Raw genomic sequence first — 15,100 nt, 5'->3', positions numbered from 1 at the left:
GGTCCTTCCCTCGGCGGCGAGCCGGTCGGCCCTCCGCTCTCCGCCCCCGGCCGGCTCGTGCCGGCCGTCGGGTACCCGTCGCGGCGACCCGCCGCTCACGCCGCCACCCGCCGGCGCGGCACCCGGTGCCGCAGCTCGGCCAGCGGCGGGCGCTCGGCCACCGAGACGTCGCTGACCACGATCTCCCGGTCCAGGTTGGGCAGCGCCTCCGAGCCGCCCCGGCGGAACTGGGTCAGCATGGTGGCTGGCATGGTGCCGGGGCTGGCCCAGCCGCGGCGCTGCAACCGTGACCAGGCGGTGTGCATGATCTGCGCGGACATCCGGCCCAGCGCCGCGGTGTCCTGGTGGCGGTGCTTGCGCTCGCCGAGATCGACCTGGGCGAGGGCGTCGAGGCCGACCAGCTCCAGCAGGTCGATCAGCATCGCCGTCTCGACCCCGTAGCCGGAGACGAACGGCACCTGCTCCAGCACCTCCCGGCGTCCGGCGTACTCGCCGGCGAGGGGCTGCACGAAACCGGCCAGCTCCGGCCAGAAGAGGTTGAGCAGGGGGCGGGCCATCAGCTCCGTCACCCGCCCGCCACCGTCGGCCTCCACGCTGCTGGCGCCGACCAGCGGCCGGTGGTAGAAGCCCTTCACGAAGTCCACCGACGGATCGGTCAGCAACGGTCCGATCAGTCCGGTCACGAAGTGCGGACGGAACTCGCGCAGGTCGGCGTCGATGAAGGCGACCACGTCGCCCTCGGCGGCGGCCAGGCCGGCCCAGAGCGCGTCGCCCTTGCCGGTCAGTCGGGGCAGCCCCCGGGTCATCGCGTCCTGGCTGACCACCTCCGCGCCCGCGGCCCGGGCCACCTGCGCGGTCCGGTCGGTGGACCGGGAGTCCACCACGATCAGCTCGTCGACCAGGGCGACCCGGTCCATCAGGTGTTCGCGGATCGTCGACACGATCGCGCCGACGGTGACCTCCTCGTTGCGCGCGGGCAGCACCACACTGACCCGGGTGTCACCCTTGGCCCGCATCAGCCGCCGCGTCGGCCAGTCGTCGGCCGAAGTCGTCCGGTAAGTCGCCCATGCCTCCACCACTGGTGAGACGATCGAATCTGTATCCCGCACTGGCACACCCCCAGATCGTGGCGGAAAACGCGGAGTTGGTTTTCCCATCTCCGGCCGCGCGCTAACCGGATCATGCTTAACAGCTTGATCACGGACCGTGCACCAGCCGGTTCCCGGCAGATGAACGGTTCGTTGCCGAACGCCCGGGGTTTCGCGTTCGGGCGGTGCGGGGAGTGCTGTTCCCGCGAGTCGGAGAACAGCGTCGAGAGGGTCGGTGGAATGCGCAGGTGCCGGGTGGGACTGGTAGGGGCCGGTGGGGTGGCACAACGCCACGCCCGCGTGTTGAGCGGTTTCGAGGACGTGGAGCTGCTCGGGGTGCACGACGTGTCCCGGGACGCGGCCGCGGAGCTGGCCGGCGCGTACGGCGGCCGGAGCTTCGTCGACGTGGACGAACTGCTCGCCGCCGGACCGGACGCGGTGTACGTCTGCGTGCCGCCGTTCGCGCACGGGCCGGTGGAGGAGGAAATCATCGCCGCCGGCGTCCCGATGTTCGTGGAGAAGCCCGTCGCGGTCGACCTGGACACCGCCGAACGGATCGCCGCCCTGGTGCAGGAGAAGCAGCTGCTCACCGCCGTCGGGCACCACTGGCGCTACCTGCACGTGGTGGAGCAGGCCCGCGAGCTGCTGGCCGACACCCCGGTGCGGATGGTCAACGGTTCCTGGCTGGACAAGGTCCCCCCGGTGGCCTGGTGGGCCGTGCGGGACCGCTCCGGCGGCCCGGTCGTCGAGCAGGCCGCGCACGTGCTGGACCTGGTGCGGTCGCTGGTCGGCGAGGTGGTCGAGGTGACCGCGTACGGCGACGGCAACCCGCCGCCGGTCGAGGGCGCCGACATCGACTCGGTGACCGCGGCCGCGCTGCGCTTCGCCAACGGGGCGGTGGGCACCCTCGCCGCGGCCTGCGTGCTGACCTGGAAGCACCGGGCGGGGCTGGAGATCCTCGCCGACGGCCTGGCGCTGTCGCTGGCCGAGGACGGCCTGGTGATCCGCGACGCCGACGGGGAACGCCGGATCGAATCCGACCCGGACGGTGCCCGGATCGCCGTCGACCGGGCCTTCATCGACGCGGTGACCGGCGTCGGCGACGACGTCCGGGTGCCGTACGCCGAGGCGATGCGGACCCAGCGGCTGGCCCTCGCGGTCGCCGAGTCGGCCCGTACCGGGCGCGCCGTGACCCTGCCGACCGGCCCGGCGTCCCGGCCGCTGGCCACCACGGCGGTGAGTGTCGATGCGTGACAAGGTCGTGGTGGTCAGCGGCCCCGGCGCGGTCGAACTGGCCGAACAGGACGCCGCGGAGCTACGCGAGGGCACCTTCCGGGTGGAGACCCTCTACAGCGGCATCTCCGCCGGCACCGAACTGAGCTTCGTCAAGGGCACCAACCCGTACCTCAACGTCACCTGGAACCCTGACCTCTGTCTGTTCCAGCCCGGTGCGGCGAGCACCCCGTACCCGGTCAACCGGCTCGGCTACATGCAGGTCGGCCGGGTGGTGGAGAGCCGCACCCCGGCCGTCGCCGTCGGCACGGTGGGCGCCATGACCTACGGCCACCGCACCGGCTACGTCGCCGACCCGGTCGCCGAGCGGTTCGTCCCGCTCCCCGACGACCTCGATCCGCTGCTCGGCATCTACGTCGCGCACATGGGCCCGATCTGCGCCAACGGCCTGCTGCACGCCGCCGCCGACCTGTGCGGCACCGACGTGCGCTCGCTCGGCGACGGGGTGCGCGGCCGGCGGGTCGCGGTGGTCGGCAGCGGCGTCGTCGCCCTGCTCACCGCCCTCTTCGCCAAGCGGCACGGCGCCGCCTCCGTGGTGGTGCTGGACCCGACGCCACAGCGCCGCCAGGTCGCCGAGGCGCTCGGCCTGGAGACGCTCGACCCGGAGGCCGACGACCCGGCGGTGGTGCTCAAGACCCGGTGGAACCACGCCGCCGGGGACCGGGGCGCCGACGTGGTGTTCCAGTGTCGCGGCCAGGCCTGGGCGCTGCACCTGGCGCTGCGCCTGCTGCGTCCGCAGGGCACCGTGATCGACCTGGCCTTCTACCAGGACGGCGCGGACGCCGTCCGGCTCGGCGAGGAGTTCCACCACAACGGGCTGTCGCTGCGCTGCGCCCAGATCGGGCGGGTGCCGCGCGGCCTGACGCCGACCTGGGACCGGGAACGGCTCTCCGCCGAGACGATCGAGCTGCTGCGGCAGTACGGCGACGTGATCCGCAAGCACCTCGTCTCGGCGGTGGTGCCGATGGAGGAGGCGCCCGCCCTGCTGACCGACCTGGCCGAGCGTCGCCGGCAGGAACTCCAGGTGGTGCTGACCGGCTGAGTCGGGCACCCGGCACCCGGCACCCGGCTGGGCGCGGGCGGCTACGGTCGGGCCCATGACCACCGTCGCCGCCCGCCGACCCGCCGGCCTGGCCGCCCTGCTGCCGTACCTGCGCGCCCACCGCGGCACCCTCGCCGTGGTGGGCGCGTTGTCGTTGGCCGGCGCGGGCGCCGCGCTGGCGCAGCCGCTGCTCACCCGCCAGGTGCTCGACCGGATGGCGGCGGCCCGCCCGGTCGCCGGCCTCGTCGCGGCGCTGGTGGCCCTGGTGGTGGCCGGCGCCGCCCTCGGCGGCCTGCGCGACTTCCTACTGCAACGCACCGCCGAGGGCGTCGTGCTGGGCACCCGGCGCCGGCTCGCCGGGCACCTGCTGCGGCTGCCCATCGTCGAGTACGACCGGCGCCGCACCGGCGACCTGCTCTCCCGGGTGGGCTCGGACACCACCCTGCTGCGGGCCGTGGTCACCTCCGGGCTCTTCGAGACGGTCACCGGCGCGGTGATGGTGGTCGGGGCGGCCGGCGCGATGGCGCTGCTCGACCCGGTGCTGTTCGGGGTGACCCTGCTGGGGTTGGCCGCCGGCGTCGGTTTCGCGCTCACCGTGGCCCGCCGGGTGCGCGGGCTGTCCCGCGCCGCCCAGGAGCGCGTCGGGGAGATGACCTCCGCCGTCGAGCGGGCCATCTCCGCCGCCCGGACCATCCGCGCCGCCCGGGCCGAGCACCGCGAGGCCGAGGCCGTCGGCTCCAGCGCCGCCCAGGCGTACGCGGCGGGGCTGCGGGTGGCCCGGGTGCAGGCGGTGGTCGGCCCGGTCAGCACGGTCACCATCCAGGGCGCGTTCCTGCTGGTCCTCGGCGTGGGCGGGGCCCGGGTGGCGGCCGGGGCGATCACCGTGGGCGACCTGGTGGCCTTCGTGATGTTCCTGTTCTTCCTGGTCCTGCCGCTGGGCCAGGCGGTGCACGCGTACACCCAGTTGCAGACCGGGCTGGGCGCGTTGCAGCGGATCGAGGAGGTGCTGGCCGTACCCGCGGAGGACGCCGGGGACGGCGCGGACCAGGCGGCGACCCCGCCCGCCGGCCGGCCGGCGGCGATCGAGTTCGACCGGGTGGGGTTCGGCTACCCGGACGGTGCCCCGGTGCTGCACGAGGTGAGCTTCACCGTGCCGGCCGGCAGCCGCACCGCCCTGGTCGGCCCCTCCGGGGCCGGCAAGTCGACCCTGCTCGCGCTCGTGGAGCGCTTCTACGAGCTCGACTCCGGGTCGCTGCGGCTCGACGGGGTCGACGTGCGCCGGCTGCCCCGCGACGCTCTGCGGGCCCGGCTCGGCTACGTCGAGCAGGAGGCCCCGGTGCTGGCCGGCACGCTGCGGCAGAACCTGCTGATCGGCGCCCCGGACGCGACCGACGCCGCGCTGCTCGCCGTCCTCGACGAGGTCAACCTCGGCCACCTCGCCGAGCGCACCGACGCCGGGTTGGACGTGCAGGTGGGGGAGGGCGGGGTGCTGCTCTCCGGCGGCGAGCGCCAGCGCCTGGCGATCGCCCGGGCGCTGCTCGCCGGCCCGCCGGTGCTGCTGCTGGACGAGCCGACCAGCAACCTCGACGCGCGCAACGAGGCGGCGCTGCGCCGGGCCATCGACGCGGTGGCGGTGCGGCGCACCCTGCTGATCGTCGCGCACCGGCTCGCCACCGTCGTCGACGCCGACCAGATCGTGGTGCTCGACGGCGGCCGGGTGGTCGCGGTCGGCACCCACGACGAATTGACCGTCACCAGTCCGCTCTACCGCGAGCTGGCCGCCCACCAGCTGCTGGTGAGCTGACCCGACCCGCCGCCCCTGACCTGCCCGGACGTGCCGGGACGGGGACACCCGGGACGCCCCGGACGAGCCGGGCAGCGCCGGCCCGGCCGGTTCGCGTACCGTTGCCGCTCATGGGTGTGTCGCAACGGTTGAAGAGCAGGTTCCGGCGGTTCCTCCAGCGCCCGGGGACGACGGTCGACCTGGCCCCGCTGGAGAAGTTGCTGCCGCAGATCGCCGCGCGCGAGGACGAGCTGTCCGCCCTCGACGACGCCGAGCTGACCGAGGCCGCCGGCACCGCCACCGAGTACGCCGAGATCTGCGCGATCGGCCGCGAGGCCGCCCGCCGCGGGCTGGACCAGCGGCCGTACGACGTGCAGCTGCTCGGAGCGATGGCGCTGCTGTCGGGCAAGGTCGCCGAGATGGCCACCGGTGAGGGCAAGACGCTCACCGCCACCATCGCCGCGTACGGGCACGTCCGGCTGGGCAACGGGCCGGTGCACGTGCTCACCGTCAACGACTACCTGGCCCGCCGCGACGCCGAGTGGATGGCGCCGGTCTACCGGCTGCTCGGGCTGAGCGTGGGCTGGGTCAACGAGGCCTCCACCCCCGAGGAGCGGCGCGCCGCGTACGCCTGCGACGTAACCTACGTCGCGGTCAGCGAGGCCGGTTTCGACTTCCTCCGCGACCAGCTCGTCACCGACCTCGCCGACCGGGTCCAGCCGCCGCTGAAGACCGCGATCGTGGACGAGGCCGACTCCATCCTGATCGACGAGGCCCGGGTGCCGATGGTGCTCGCCGGCGCGGTCGCCGGCGAGCAGGACCCGGCGCACGCCGCCGCGGCGCTGGTGCGCGGCCTGCGCAAGGGCAAGCACTACACCGTCGCCGAGGACGGCCGCAGCGTGGCGTTCACCGCCGCCGGCCTGGCCACCGTCGAGGCCAAGCTCGGCGGCATCGACCTGTACGACACCGAGCACGTCGGGCAGCTCTCGGCGGTCAACGTGGCGCTGCACGCGCACGCCCTGCTGCACCGTGACGTGGACTACATCGTCCGGGACGGCTCGGTCGAGCTGATCGACGAGATGCGCGGCCGGGTGGCCCAGCGCCGCCGCTGGCCGGACGGCCTGCAGGCGGCGGTCGAGGCCAAGGAGGGCCTGGACGCCACGGCCGAGGGCGAGGTGCTGGGCACCGTCGCCGTGCAGGCGTACGTCGCGCTCTACCCGACCGTCTGCGGGATGACTGCCACCGCCGTGCTCGTCGGCGACCAGCTGCGCGAGTTCTTCGGCCTCGAGGTGGCGGTGATCCCGCCGAACACCCCCTGCGTGCGGGAGGACGAGCCGGACCGCATCTACGCCACCCGGGCGGAGAAGGAGGAGGCGCTGATCGACGAGATCACGCGCTGCCACCGCGCCGGCCGGCCGGTGCTGGTCGGCACCCTGGACGTCAAGGAGTCCGAGGGGCTGGCCGCCGGCCTGCACGCCGCCGGGGTGCCCTGCGTCGTGCTGAACGCGAAGAACGACGACGAGGAGGCGGCGATCATCGCCGAGGCGGGCGCGTACGGCGCGGTCACCGTCTCCACCCAGATGGCCGGCCGGGGCGTGGACATCCGCCTCGGCGGCAGCGACCAGAGCGACCGGGACCGGGTGGCCGAGCTGGGCGGCCTGTACGTGATCGGCAGCGGCCGGCACGACAGCCGCCGGGTCGACGACCAGCTGCGCGGCCGGGCCGGCCGGCAGGGCGACCCGGGTGGTTCGGTCTTCTTCGTCAGCCTGGAGGACGACCTGGTGGTCCGGCACGCCGGCGACATCGTGCCGGCCTCGCCGCGGATGAACGCCGACGGCCTGGTCACCGACGAGCAGGTGGACTACGCCGTGGAGCACGCCCAGCGGGTGGCCGAGGGCGTCAACCACGAGATCCACCGCAACACCTGGCGGTACAGCGTGGTGATCGAGCAGCAGCGCAAGGCGCTGGCGGAGCGCCGCGAGCGGCTGCTCACCAGCGACGTGGCCGCGCTGATGCTGCTCGACCGGGTGCCGGACAAGGCCGGCGAGATGGACGAGGACCTGCTCGCCCGGGTGGCCCGGTCGATCGCCCTCTACCACCTCGACCGGCTCTGGGCCGAGCACCTGGCCGAGCTCTCCGAGGTCCGCGAGGGCGTGCACCTGCGGGCGCTGGGCCGCCTCGACCCGCTGGACGAGTTCCACCGGTCGGCGGTGCCGGCGTTCAACAACCTCGTCCCCGAGATCGAGACCCGCACCATCGCCACCTTCACCGAGACCGAGTTCGACGCCGACTGGGAGCCGGACGCCGCCAAGCTGGTGCGGCCGACCGCCACCTGGACGTACCTGGTCCACGACAACCCGTTCGGCTCTGAGCTGGACCGGCTGATCGCCTCGATCGGCCGGCGGCTCTCCGCCGCGCGCTGAGCGGTCACCGGGGTCCCTTCCGGCGCGGGTCCACGCCGGGAGGTCCCCTTTACGCGGTTTCGATCCTGGTTTGCGAGGGTAGAAGCCCGGGGCTCATGAGTCAGGGGAGATCACACGATGGGACAGGCAATGGGGCCGGACGACGGGGTCGGTCGGCGCGCGGGGGCCGTGCGCCGGTGAACCTGGACATGCGGGAGCCGATGATCGACACCCTCGGCGTGCTGGAGACCGCCGGCCTGCTGCGCGAGCTGACCGCCGGCCTGATCGCGGCCGACAACTTCGACGAGGCGCTGGCCCGGCTGGTGCGGATCGCCCGGGACGCCGTACCGGACGTGACCTGGTGCGGCTTCACCGCGCTGCGCGCCGGGGAGCCCGCCGGGGTGGCCGCCTCCGACCCCGGCCTGGCGGAGCTGGACGACCTGCGGCACGGCCCGGAGTCGCCGGCGATGAGCGCCATCGGCCGCCGGGAGATGACCTTCGCCCCGGACCTCGCCGTCGAGGAGCGCTGGCCGGGCTGGACGGCCCGGGCGCGGGGCCTCGGGGTGCGCGGGGTGATCTCCGCGCCGGTCGACGTCGACGAGCAGGCGATCGGAGTGATCAACCTCTACACCGACTCCGCCGGCACCTTCACCACCCGGCACCAGCTCACCGCGATGCTGCTCGCCGAGCACGCCGGCCTGCTGCTGGCGGCGGTGCGCGACCGGGTCAAGCAGGCCGAGCGCGCCGGTGAGCTGGACGAATCGCTGCTGGGGGAGGGCGTCGTGGGCCAGGCGGTCGGGGTGATCATGACCCAGCGCGGGTGCCCCGCGCCGGAGGCCCTCGACGTGCTGCGCAACGCCGCCTCCTCGCTGGACATCCCGCTGCGCGAGGTGGCCGAGCGGCTGGTCGCGACGGTGTCGCGTCCCCGGGAGGGTTGAGCGCGTCGTTTCGCCGGACTGGTGGCCGGGTAGCACCCTGGTTTCGTGAGCTGACACGAAACCTGGGGGAGGAACCGATGGAGAGCCGGCTGCGGGTGCAGGGGCATCCGATCCAACCGATGCTGGTGACGTTCCCGTTCGGGCTCTTCGTCAGCGCGGTCCTCTTCGACCTCGCCGACGTGGCCGGCGGGCCGGCCTTCCTCGGCGAGGTCGGCTACTGGACGGCGGTCGCCGCCCTGGTCGCCGCCGCGCTCGCGGGGGTGGCCGGCATGGTCGACCTGTGGGACGTCCGGGCCGGCCGGACCCGCCGCACCATGGTCACCTTCAACCTGGTCAACGCCGGCATGGCCGCGCTGTTCCTGCTGGCCTGCCTGATCCGGGCCGACGCGCCGCAGCGCGGCGCCACCGCGGTCCTGGTGATCACCGAGCTGGTCGGCCTGGCCGTCGGTGCGGTCGGGGTCCGGTTGGGCGCCCGCCTGATGCGCCAGTTCGACGCGGGCCGCCGTGAGCCGGGCGGCTTCGACGCCCTGGCGGGCGTGCCCGCCGCCGCCACCGTGGAGATCATCCGCCCCCGCGCCTGATCCCGCCGCCCGCGCCGGGCCACCGGCCCAGGTCGGCGACGGGGCGGTGTCCCCCCGGGGCGGCGGGGCGACTCCCCGACCTGGAGTCGACGCGGCCGGCGGAATCCGGTTGTCGGCCAGCCCTCGGGTCCGGCAGGGTGGCCGGATGGCAGAGCGGGCCTTCGCCGAACTGGTCGCCGAGGCGGCGGCCGCGCCCGTGCACGGTTGGGACTTCTCCTGGCTCGACGGCCGGGCCACCGAGGAACGCCCGCCGTGGGGCTACGCCCGGTTGGTGGCGGCCCGGCTGGCGGCGGTCTCCGCCGCCCTGGACGTCGACACCGGCGGGGGAGAGGTGCTGGCCGAGGCGCCCGCCCCGCCACCGCTGCTAGTCGCCACCGAGGCCTGGCCGCCGAACGTGGCGGTCGCCCGGCGTACGCTGCGCCGGGTCGGCGCCACCGTCGTCCAGGTCGGCCCCGCGTCCGGACTGCCGTTTCGGGACGCCTCCTTCGACCTCGTCACCAGCCGGCACCCGGTCGCCACCGGCTGGGCCGAGATCGCCCGGGTGCTGCGCCCCGGCGCGGCGTACCTGTCCCAGCAGATCGGCCCGGGCACGATGCGGGAGCTGAGCGAGGCGATCCTCGGCCCGCTGCCGCCGGCGACCAGCCGGCAGCCGGAGCGGGCCGTGGCCGCCGCCCGGGCCGCGGGCCTGTCCGTGGTCCGCCTCGAACAGGCCACCCTGCGGGCGGTCTTTCACGACGTCGGCGCGGTGGTCTGGTTCCTGCGCAAGGTCGTCTGGACGGCGCCGAGCTTCGACGTGGACCGGCACCGGCCGCAGCTCGCCGCGCTGGACCGGCGGATCCGCGCGGAGGGGGCCTTCGTCGCCCACGCCCGCCGGTTCCTGATCGAGGCGGTCCGGCCGGCCTGACCGGCGTCAGTGGGCGCGGGCGTGGTGGGCGGCGAGCACGTCCGCGCCGAAGTCGCCGGCCGGGCGGCGCAGCACCGTGTGCGCGTGGTTGCCGTCCTCGGTGGTGTTGTCGTACTCGATCAACAGGTCGTCACCCTGCACCCGGTAGTAGTGCCGCCCACCCGGCCGGGTCGACCCGGCCCAGGCGAAGTGCAGCTCGCCGCCGGCGAGCCGGTCCGCCTCGCGGACCGCCAGCTCGCCGGGGAGCCGGTCCAGGTAGAGCGCCACCAGCTGGTCGAGCAGGGCGCGGCCGGTGACGCCGAGCCGGTCGCCGGGCACGCCCAGCGGGGTGAGTGGCCCGTCGACCGCCGGTCGGGTGGCGCTCACGATGTCCGCCGGGGCCTCGTCGGCGATGATCGCGGCGGCCCGCCCGGCCGGCCCGATCGCTTCCAGCAACTCCCGGCCGAGGTCCTCCTCGATGCCGAGCGGGCGGGAGACGGGCCGTCCGGCGTGCCGGACGGTGGCCGGGTTGGCGCCGAGGAAGAGCGGGGCGGGAGAGACCTCGTCGTCGACCACCGTCATGCTCACCGACAGGTGGTGCCCCTCGAACCGCCACGCCCAGCGGTCGTCGCGGGCCGGGTCGCCGTAGAGCGCCACCCAGTAGTCGCCGCTGTGCCGGCCGCGCCGCCACTCCTCGGCCCGGTCCAGCACCTCCTCCAGCGCCACCACCGTCATCGCCTGGGCGTACGCGGGTGGGCTCAGCGCGGTGGCCAGCAGCCGGTGCGCCGCCTTGCGCCCGGCGCGGTCCAGGTCGGCCAGGCACACCCCCGGGCGGGGCCGGGGCCGGTACTCCAGCCACCGCCGGCCCTCGTCGTCGAAGGCGTGCCCGGCGGCGGCGCGGGCCGGCTCGTCGAGCGTGGCCAGCAGCGCGCCGGCCGCCGTGCGCATCCGCTCCGGTACGGGATCGTCCATGGTGTCGCCTCAGCGGGAGGTGAGCAGGGCCGCCACCGTCGCCGGGTGGGCGTGGTAGGCGGCGAGGATGAGCAGGGTGTCGCCCCTGTCGTTGGTCATGTTCACCGGCGGGCCGGCCTCGACGTGGCCGCTGAGCTCCTCGGTCTGACCGGCGCGGGCCAGGTCGAACATCCGATGGGCGAAGGCCAGCGTCTCGGCGTCCAGGTCGTCGGTCACCCGTCCAGGCTAGTCGGCCGCCGCGCCCGGCGGACTGGTAGCTTGCCTGCCCACGACGGGAGGGCCATGGACGACGTGTACGTCGGCAACGCGGGTGTGGAGGGTGCCACCAACGCCGGTTGGCTGCTCGGGCACTTCATGCCCGCCGGCGATCCCCGGCACAGCGCCGAGGTCGAGGTGAAGTGGGGCGTGCACCCGCCGGGGGAGGCCCGCTCGCGGTGGGCCACCCGGGAGCGGCGGATCGCGCTGCTGGTTCTGGTCAGCGGCCGGTTCCGGGTGGAGTTCCCGGACCGGACGGTGGTGCTGGGCACGCCGGGCGACTACGTGGTGTGGGGCCGCGGGGTGGACCACTGCTGGTACGCCGAGCAGGCGTCGGTGGTGCTGACCGTGCGTTGGCCCTCGGTGCCGGGCTACCGGGTGGACCCGCCGGTCTCGCGCTGATCCCCGGTGGATCCGGTCCCCGTCCCAGCATCCGGTATTACCTACTAAACCTATAGGCTTTGCCTCCTATAGTGGTGGCCGGACGCATCACCACGGGAGACCGCCATGACCGACCCGCACACCGACCTGCTCGCCGTCGCCGCCTCGTACGCCGACCCGGCCGGCTGGCCGGTGCCGCTGCGCTTCGACCCGGTCGAGCGCTGGTACGCCCGGCTCGCCGGCACCGACACGCACGAGGTCTGGGCGTTGAGCTGGCTCCCCGGCCAGGGCACCGACCTGCACGACCACGGCGGCTCCTCGGGCGCCTTCCTGGTCGTCGCCGGTGAACTCACCGAGGAGACGGTGTCCGGTGCCCGGCTGCGCCGGCATCGCCTCGCCGCCGGGACCGGGCGACGGTTCGGCCCGCGGCACGTGCACGTGGTGACCAACCGCGCCCACCAGCCCGCGGTCAGCGTCCACGTCTACCGGCCCGCGCTGCGCCGGATGACCCGCTACCGGCTCGACGCCGGCCGGCTGCGGGTCGCCGACGTGGCCGAGGCCGGCGTCGCCTGGTGACCCCCACCGCCCCCACACCCACCCGCCGGCTCGTTCCTGGAAGGACCGCGAGGATGCCGCAGCAGCACCACCCGAGTACCGACAGCCCGCCGGTGCCACCACCGGGATCCCGGGGCATCGACGAGATCCTCGCCGCCGCCCGCGCCCGGCTGCGCCGGCTCGACCCCGAGGCGGCGCACCTGGCGTACCGTGCCGGGGCCCTGCTGGTCGACATCCGGCCGGCCGCCCAGCGGGCCGCGCACGGCACCGTGCCGGGCGCGCTGGCCATCGAGCGCAACGTGTTGGAGTGGCGGCTCGACCCGCGCTGCCCGGCCCGGCTGCCCCACGCGGTCGGCTACGACCTGCCGGTCGTCGTGATCTGTCAGGAGGGCTACACGTCCTCACTGGCCGCCGCCGCGTTGCAGGACCTCGGCCTGCACCGGGCCACCGACGTGGTCGGCGGCTTCGTCGCCTGGCGCATCGCCGGCCTGCCCGCGCTCGGCCCGACCCCGCCGGCCGGCTCCCCGGCCACCGCGCCCCCGGTGACCGCCGGCCGGGCGCCGCGCTGACCGCCACGCTCCACCGGGCGTGGCGGACGACCCGTCATCTCAGGAGGCACCGATGTCCGTCGTCGCCATCACCTCGCGCCCGCACCCGCCGGGCCGCTCCGACCGGCCCGGGCCGCCCCGGCCCCGGCCCGCCCCGACGCTGACCATCACCCTGGACCTGGCCGCCGCGCCGCTGACGCCCCGGCTGGCCCGCCTGGTCGACCTGCTCGGCGAGCTGGCCGAGGCGGGGGAGGGCGTGGTCCGGCTGGCCGAACCGGTGCCGGTACGGGCGGTCCCGGCCGTGCCCGCGCCGGCCCCCGCCGACCAGCACCCCGACACGCTGCGGATCCTGGCCGGCTCCCGGGTGGTCCGGCAGGGCGACCGGGAGATCCCGCTCACCCGGATCGAGTTCGACCTGCTGCTCTTCCTCGCCGAGCACCCGCACCGGGTCTTCACCCGGCTTCAGCTGCTGGGCAGCGTCTGGGGCTACGAGCACGCCGTGGCCCGTACCGTGGACGTGCACGTGCGCCGGCTGCGCGCCAAGCTCGGCGCGGACACCCCGCTGGTGACCACCGTGTACGGCGTCGGCTACCGGCTGGCCGACGAGACCCGGGTCCGGGTCGACCGGTTCCGCTGACCGGTCGCCGGCGCGGCGCGCCCCGGGGACCGTCCGCGCTGGTGCGTCGGGCCGGACCGGCCAATGTGAACCGGAGCGGGTACCCCCCGTATCCGGCCGCCCCGGCGACTCTGCTGTAATCATCTGGCTCGTACGCAGAGCGAGGGTTCGGCTGCGATGTGTTCGTCAATTGTCACATTCATGCAACGTAGCCGCCCCTTGACCCTCGCTCAGGGGCCGGGAAGCATCGATGAAGCGGCGTCCCGGGCCGTGGGTTTACCCGGACCAGCCAAGGAGGACCATGTCGGTCAGCCCCGCCTCGTCGCGCGCCGGATGGCATACGTCCCAACCTGCGGTTCCCGGTCGTCCCCCCGGCGGCCAGCGCCGACCGGCGAACACGGCCGCACCCGTGCTCACCGTGACCCTGTCCATCCCGTTGGCGTGTGAGGAGTCGTTGACCCCGCCGGCCCGCCGGCTGCTGGAGGCAGCCCGCGAGATGTTGGAACGCGGTGAGGGCACCATCACCACCAACGGTGTCCCCGCCGAGCGGTGGCCCGAGCCGCTGCCCGGCGGCCGGTCCCCGGCCCGGTCGCTCGCGCCGACCATCCCGGCGCTGCACATCCTGGCCTCCTCCCGGTCCGTGCTGCGCGACGGCGAGCCGCTGCCGCTGACCCGGCTGGAGTTCGACCTGCTGCTGCACCTGGTCGCCCACCCGCGCCGGGTCTTCACCCGGTTGCAGCTGCTCAACGCGGTCTGGGGTTACGAGCACGCCGGGGTCCGCACCGTCGACGTGCACGTGCGCCGGCTGCGCGGCAAGGTCGGCGTGGACGTCCCCCTGGTGACCACCGTCTACGGGGTCGGCTACCGGCTCGCCGACGACGCCCGGGTCACCATCGACCGCACCGGCTGACCGCCCGAGCCACCCTCGCCCGCACCGGCTGACCGCCCGGGGCAGCACTGACCGCACCGGCTGAGCGGCCGGGGCATCATCGACCGCACCGGCCGACCGGCCGGGGCACCATGGTCGGATGCGCGTCCGACCCATCTCGCCCGAGCGGCTCGTCGCCGAGCTGACCGAGCGGCTCCTCGCCGCCGCCCCCGAGCCGGGCCTCCCGGCCGTGACCGGTGCGGGCCCCGACGCTGCGGCCGACCGGCCCGGCCGACTGCGGGTCGCCCTCGACGGCCCGCCGGCCGCCGCACCGCAGCGCCTCGCCGAGGCGCTGGTCGACCCGCTGCGCGCGCTCGGCCGCCCGGTGCTGCACGTGCGCGCCGAGGATTTCCTGCGGCCCGCCTCGATCCGCTTCGAGCAGGGCCGGACCAACCCGGACGCGTACTACGAGAGCTGGACCGACGAGGCCGGGCTGCGCCGCGAGGTGCTCGACCCGGCCGGCCCGGGCGGCTCCGGGCAGGTGCTGCCCTCCCTCTGGGACCCGGCGACCGACCGGGCCAGCCGGGCGGCGTACGTCCCGCTGCCGCCCGGCGCGGTGCTGCTGGTCAGCGGGGCGCTGCTGCTCGGCGGCGGGCTGCCCTTCGACGTCGCGGTGCACCTGGCGCTCTCGCCGGCCGCCCTGGCCCGGCGTACCGACCCGGAGCTGCGCTGGACCCTGCCCGCCTTCGCCCGGTACGCCGACGAGGTCGACCCGACCTCCTTCGCCGACGTGGTGGTCCGGGCCGACGACCCGCGGCACCCGGCCCTCGTCGAGCCGGACGAACCGGTCGACCGAGGCCGGAAAAACTCGTCGGTTTGATCCACTGCGGAGGTG

16 protein-coding genes are annotated in these 15,100 nt (G+C 75.1%); 13 read left to right on the top strand and 3 right to left on the bottom strand.

Annotation, left to right across the window (positions count from 1 at the left end; genetic code table 11):
• Positions 1-95 precede the first annotated feature (95 nt).
• Positions 96-1,109: a glucosyl-3-phosphoglycerate synthase gene (locus GA0074696_RS19350; protein ID WP_088962398.1), complete on the bottom strand. Its 1,014-nt coding sequence runs from the start codon at positions 1,107-1,109 to the stop codon at positions 96-98.
• A 219-nt stretch (positions 1,110-1,328) separates the two neighbouring features.
• On the opposite strand from GA0074696_RS19350, the gene GA0074696_RS19345 reads away from it, so the two are divergent.
• From GA0074696_RS19345 to GA0074696_RS19315, 7 genes are all read left to right on the top strand, one after another.
• Positions 1,329-2,342 (top strand): Gfo/Idh/MocA family protein, encoded by a 1,014-nt coding sequence (locus tag GA0074696_RS19345; RefSeq protein ID WP_088962397.1) that lies wholly within the window; start codon positions 1,329-1,331, stop codon positions 2,340-2,342.
• Positions 2,335-3,423 carry a zinc-dependent alcohol dehydrogenase gene (locus GA0074696_RS19340; RefSeq protein WP_088962396.1) on the top strand — a complete coding sequence of 363 codons (1,089 nt, stop codon included), beginning with the start codon at positions 2,335-2,337 and terminating at the stop codon, positions 3,421-3,423. Before GA0074696_RS19345 ends, GA0074696_RS19340 begins: the two co-directional genes overlap by 8 nt.
• Before the next feature lie 55 nt (positions 3,424-3,478).
• The gene (locus tag GA0074696_RS19335) at positions 3,479-5,227 is read left to right on the top strand and encodes an ABC transporter ATP-binding protein (RefSeq protein WP_088962395.1); all 1,749 of its coding nucleotides are present in this window, start codon (positions 3,479-3,481) and stop codon (positions 5,225-5,227) included.
• A gap of 110 nt (positions 5,228-5,337) precedes the next feature.
• Positions 5,338-7,629, top strand: a complete 2,292-nt coding sequence (gene secA2, locus GA0074696_RS19330; RefSeq protein WP_088962394.1) for an accessory Sec system translocase SecA2 — start codon at positions 5,338-5,340, stop codon at positions 7,627-7,629.
• Positions 7,630-7,805: 176 nt separating this feature from the next.
• On the top strand, positions 7,806-8,546 hold the full coding sequence (locus GA0074696_RS19325; RefSeq protein ID WP_088962393.1) for a GAF and ANTAR domain-containing protein: 741 nt from the start codon (positions 7,806-7,808) through the stop codon (positions 8,544-8,546).
• Positions 8,547-8,623: 77 nt separating this feature from the next.
• Complete coding sequence (locus tag GA0074696_RS19320; RefSeq protein ID WP_088962392.1) at positions 8,624-9,127, top strand: DUF2231 domain-containing protein; 504 nt, start codon at positions 8,624-8,626, stop codon at positions 9,125-9,127.
• 145 nt (positions 9,128-9,272) lie between these two features.
• Positions 9,273-10,031, top strand: coding sequence for a class I SAM-dependent methyltransferase (locus tag GA0074696_RS19315; protein ID WP_088962391.1), 759 nt, complete (start codon positions 9,273-9,275; stop codon positions 10,029-10,031).
• 6 nt (positions 10,032-10,037) lie between these two features.
• On the opposite strand, the gene GA0074696_RS19310 is transcribed toward GA0074696_RS19315, so the two are convergent.
• Together GA0074696_RS19310 and GA0074696_RS19305 are read right to left on the bottom strand one after the other, a co-directional pair.
• Positions 10,038-10,982, bottom strand: a complete 945-nt coding sequence (locus tag GA0074696_RS19310; protein ID WP_088962390.1) for a DUF3500 domain-containing protein — start codon at positions 10,980-10,982, stop codon at positions 10,038-10,040.
• A 9-nt stretch (positions 10,983-10,991) separates the two neighbouring features.
• Positions 10,992-11,198, bottom strand: a complete 207-nt coding sequence (locus GA0074696_RS19305) for an ankyrin repeat domain-containing protein (protein ID WP_231925079.1) — start codon at positions 11,196-11,198, stop codon at positions 10,992-10,994.
• Positions 11,199-11,264: 66 nt separating this feature from the next.
• Here GA0074696_RS19305 and GA0074696_RS19300 point away from each other — a divergent pair, with 66 nt between their 5' ends.
• The 6 genes from GA0074696_RS19300 to GA0074696_RS19275 all read left to right on the top strand — a co-directional run bounded on the left by GA0074696_RS19300 (position 11,265) and on the right by GA0074696_RS19275 (position 15,085).
• Positions 11,265-11,639, top strand: coding sequence for a cupin domain-containing protein (locus tag GA0074696_RS19300; RefSeq protein WP_088962389.1), 375 nt, complete (start codon positions 11,265-11,267; stop codon positions 11,637-11,639).
• A 105-nt stretch (positions 11,640-11,744) separates the two neighbouring features.
• Positions 11,745-12,194 (top strand): cysteine dioxygenase, encoded by a 450-nt coding sequence (locus GA0074696_RS19295; RefSeq protein WP_088962388.1) that lies wholly within the window; start codon positions 11,745-11,747, stop codon positions 12,192-12,194.
• A gap of 53 nt (positions 12,195-12,247) precedes the next feature.
• Positions 12,248-12,742, top strand: coding sequence for a rhodanese-like domain-containing protein (locus tag GA0074696_RS19290; RefSeq protein WP_088962387.1), 495 nt, complete (start codon positions 12,248-12,250; stop codon positions 12,740-12,742).
• Between the two features lie 19 nt (positions 12,743-12,761).
• Positions 12,762-13,358, top strand: coding sequence for a winged helix-turn-helix domain-containing protein (locus tag GA0074696_RS19285; RefSeq protein ID WP_407940492.1), 597 nt, complete (start codon positions 12,762-12,764; stop codon positions 13,356-13,358).
• A gap of 280 nt (positions 13,359-13,638) precedes the next feature.
• The gene (locus tag GA0074696_RS19280; protein ID WP_088962385.1) at positions 13,639-14,247 is read left to right on the top strand and encodes a winged helix-turn-helix domain-containing protein; all 609 of its coding nucleotides are present in this window, start codon (positions 13,639-13,641) and stop codon (positions 14,245-14,247) included.
• A 118-nt stretch (positions 14,248-14,365) separates the two neighbouring features.
• Positions 14,366-15,085, top strand: a complete 720-nt coding sequence (locus GA0074696_RS19275) for a nucleoside/nucleotide kinase family protein (RefSeq protein WP_088962384.1) — start codon at positions 14,366-14,368, stop codon at positions 15,083-15,085.
• The last annotated feature ends 15 nt before the right edge of the window (positions 15,086-15,100 follow it).

Source organism: Micromonospora purpureochromogenes, assembly GCF_900091515.1.
In the GTDB taxonomy this organism is placed as follows: domain Bacteria; phylum Actinomycetota; class Actinomycetes; order Mycobacteriales; family Micromonosporaceae; genus Micromonospora; species Micromonospora purpureochromogenes.
Note: the sequence above shows the minus strand (reverse complement) of the source record. Positions and strands in the feature narration are given on the sequence as shown.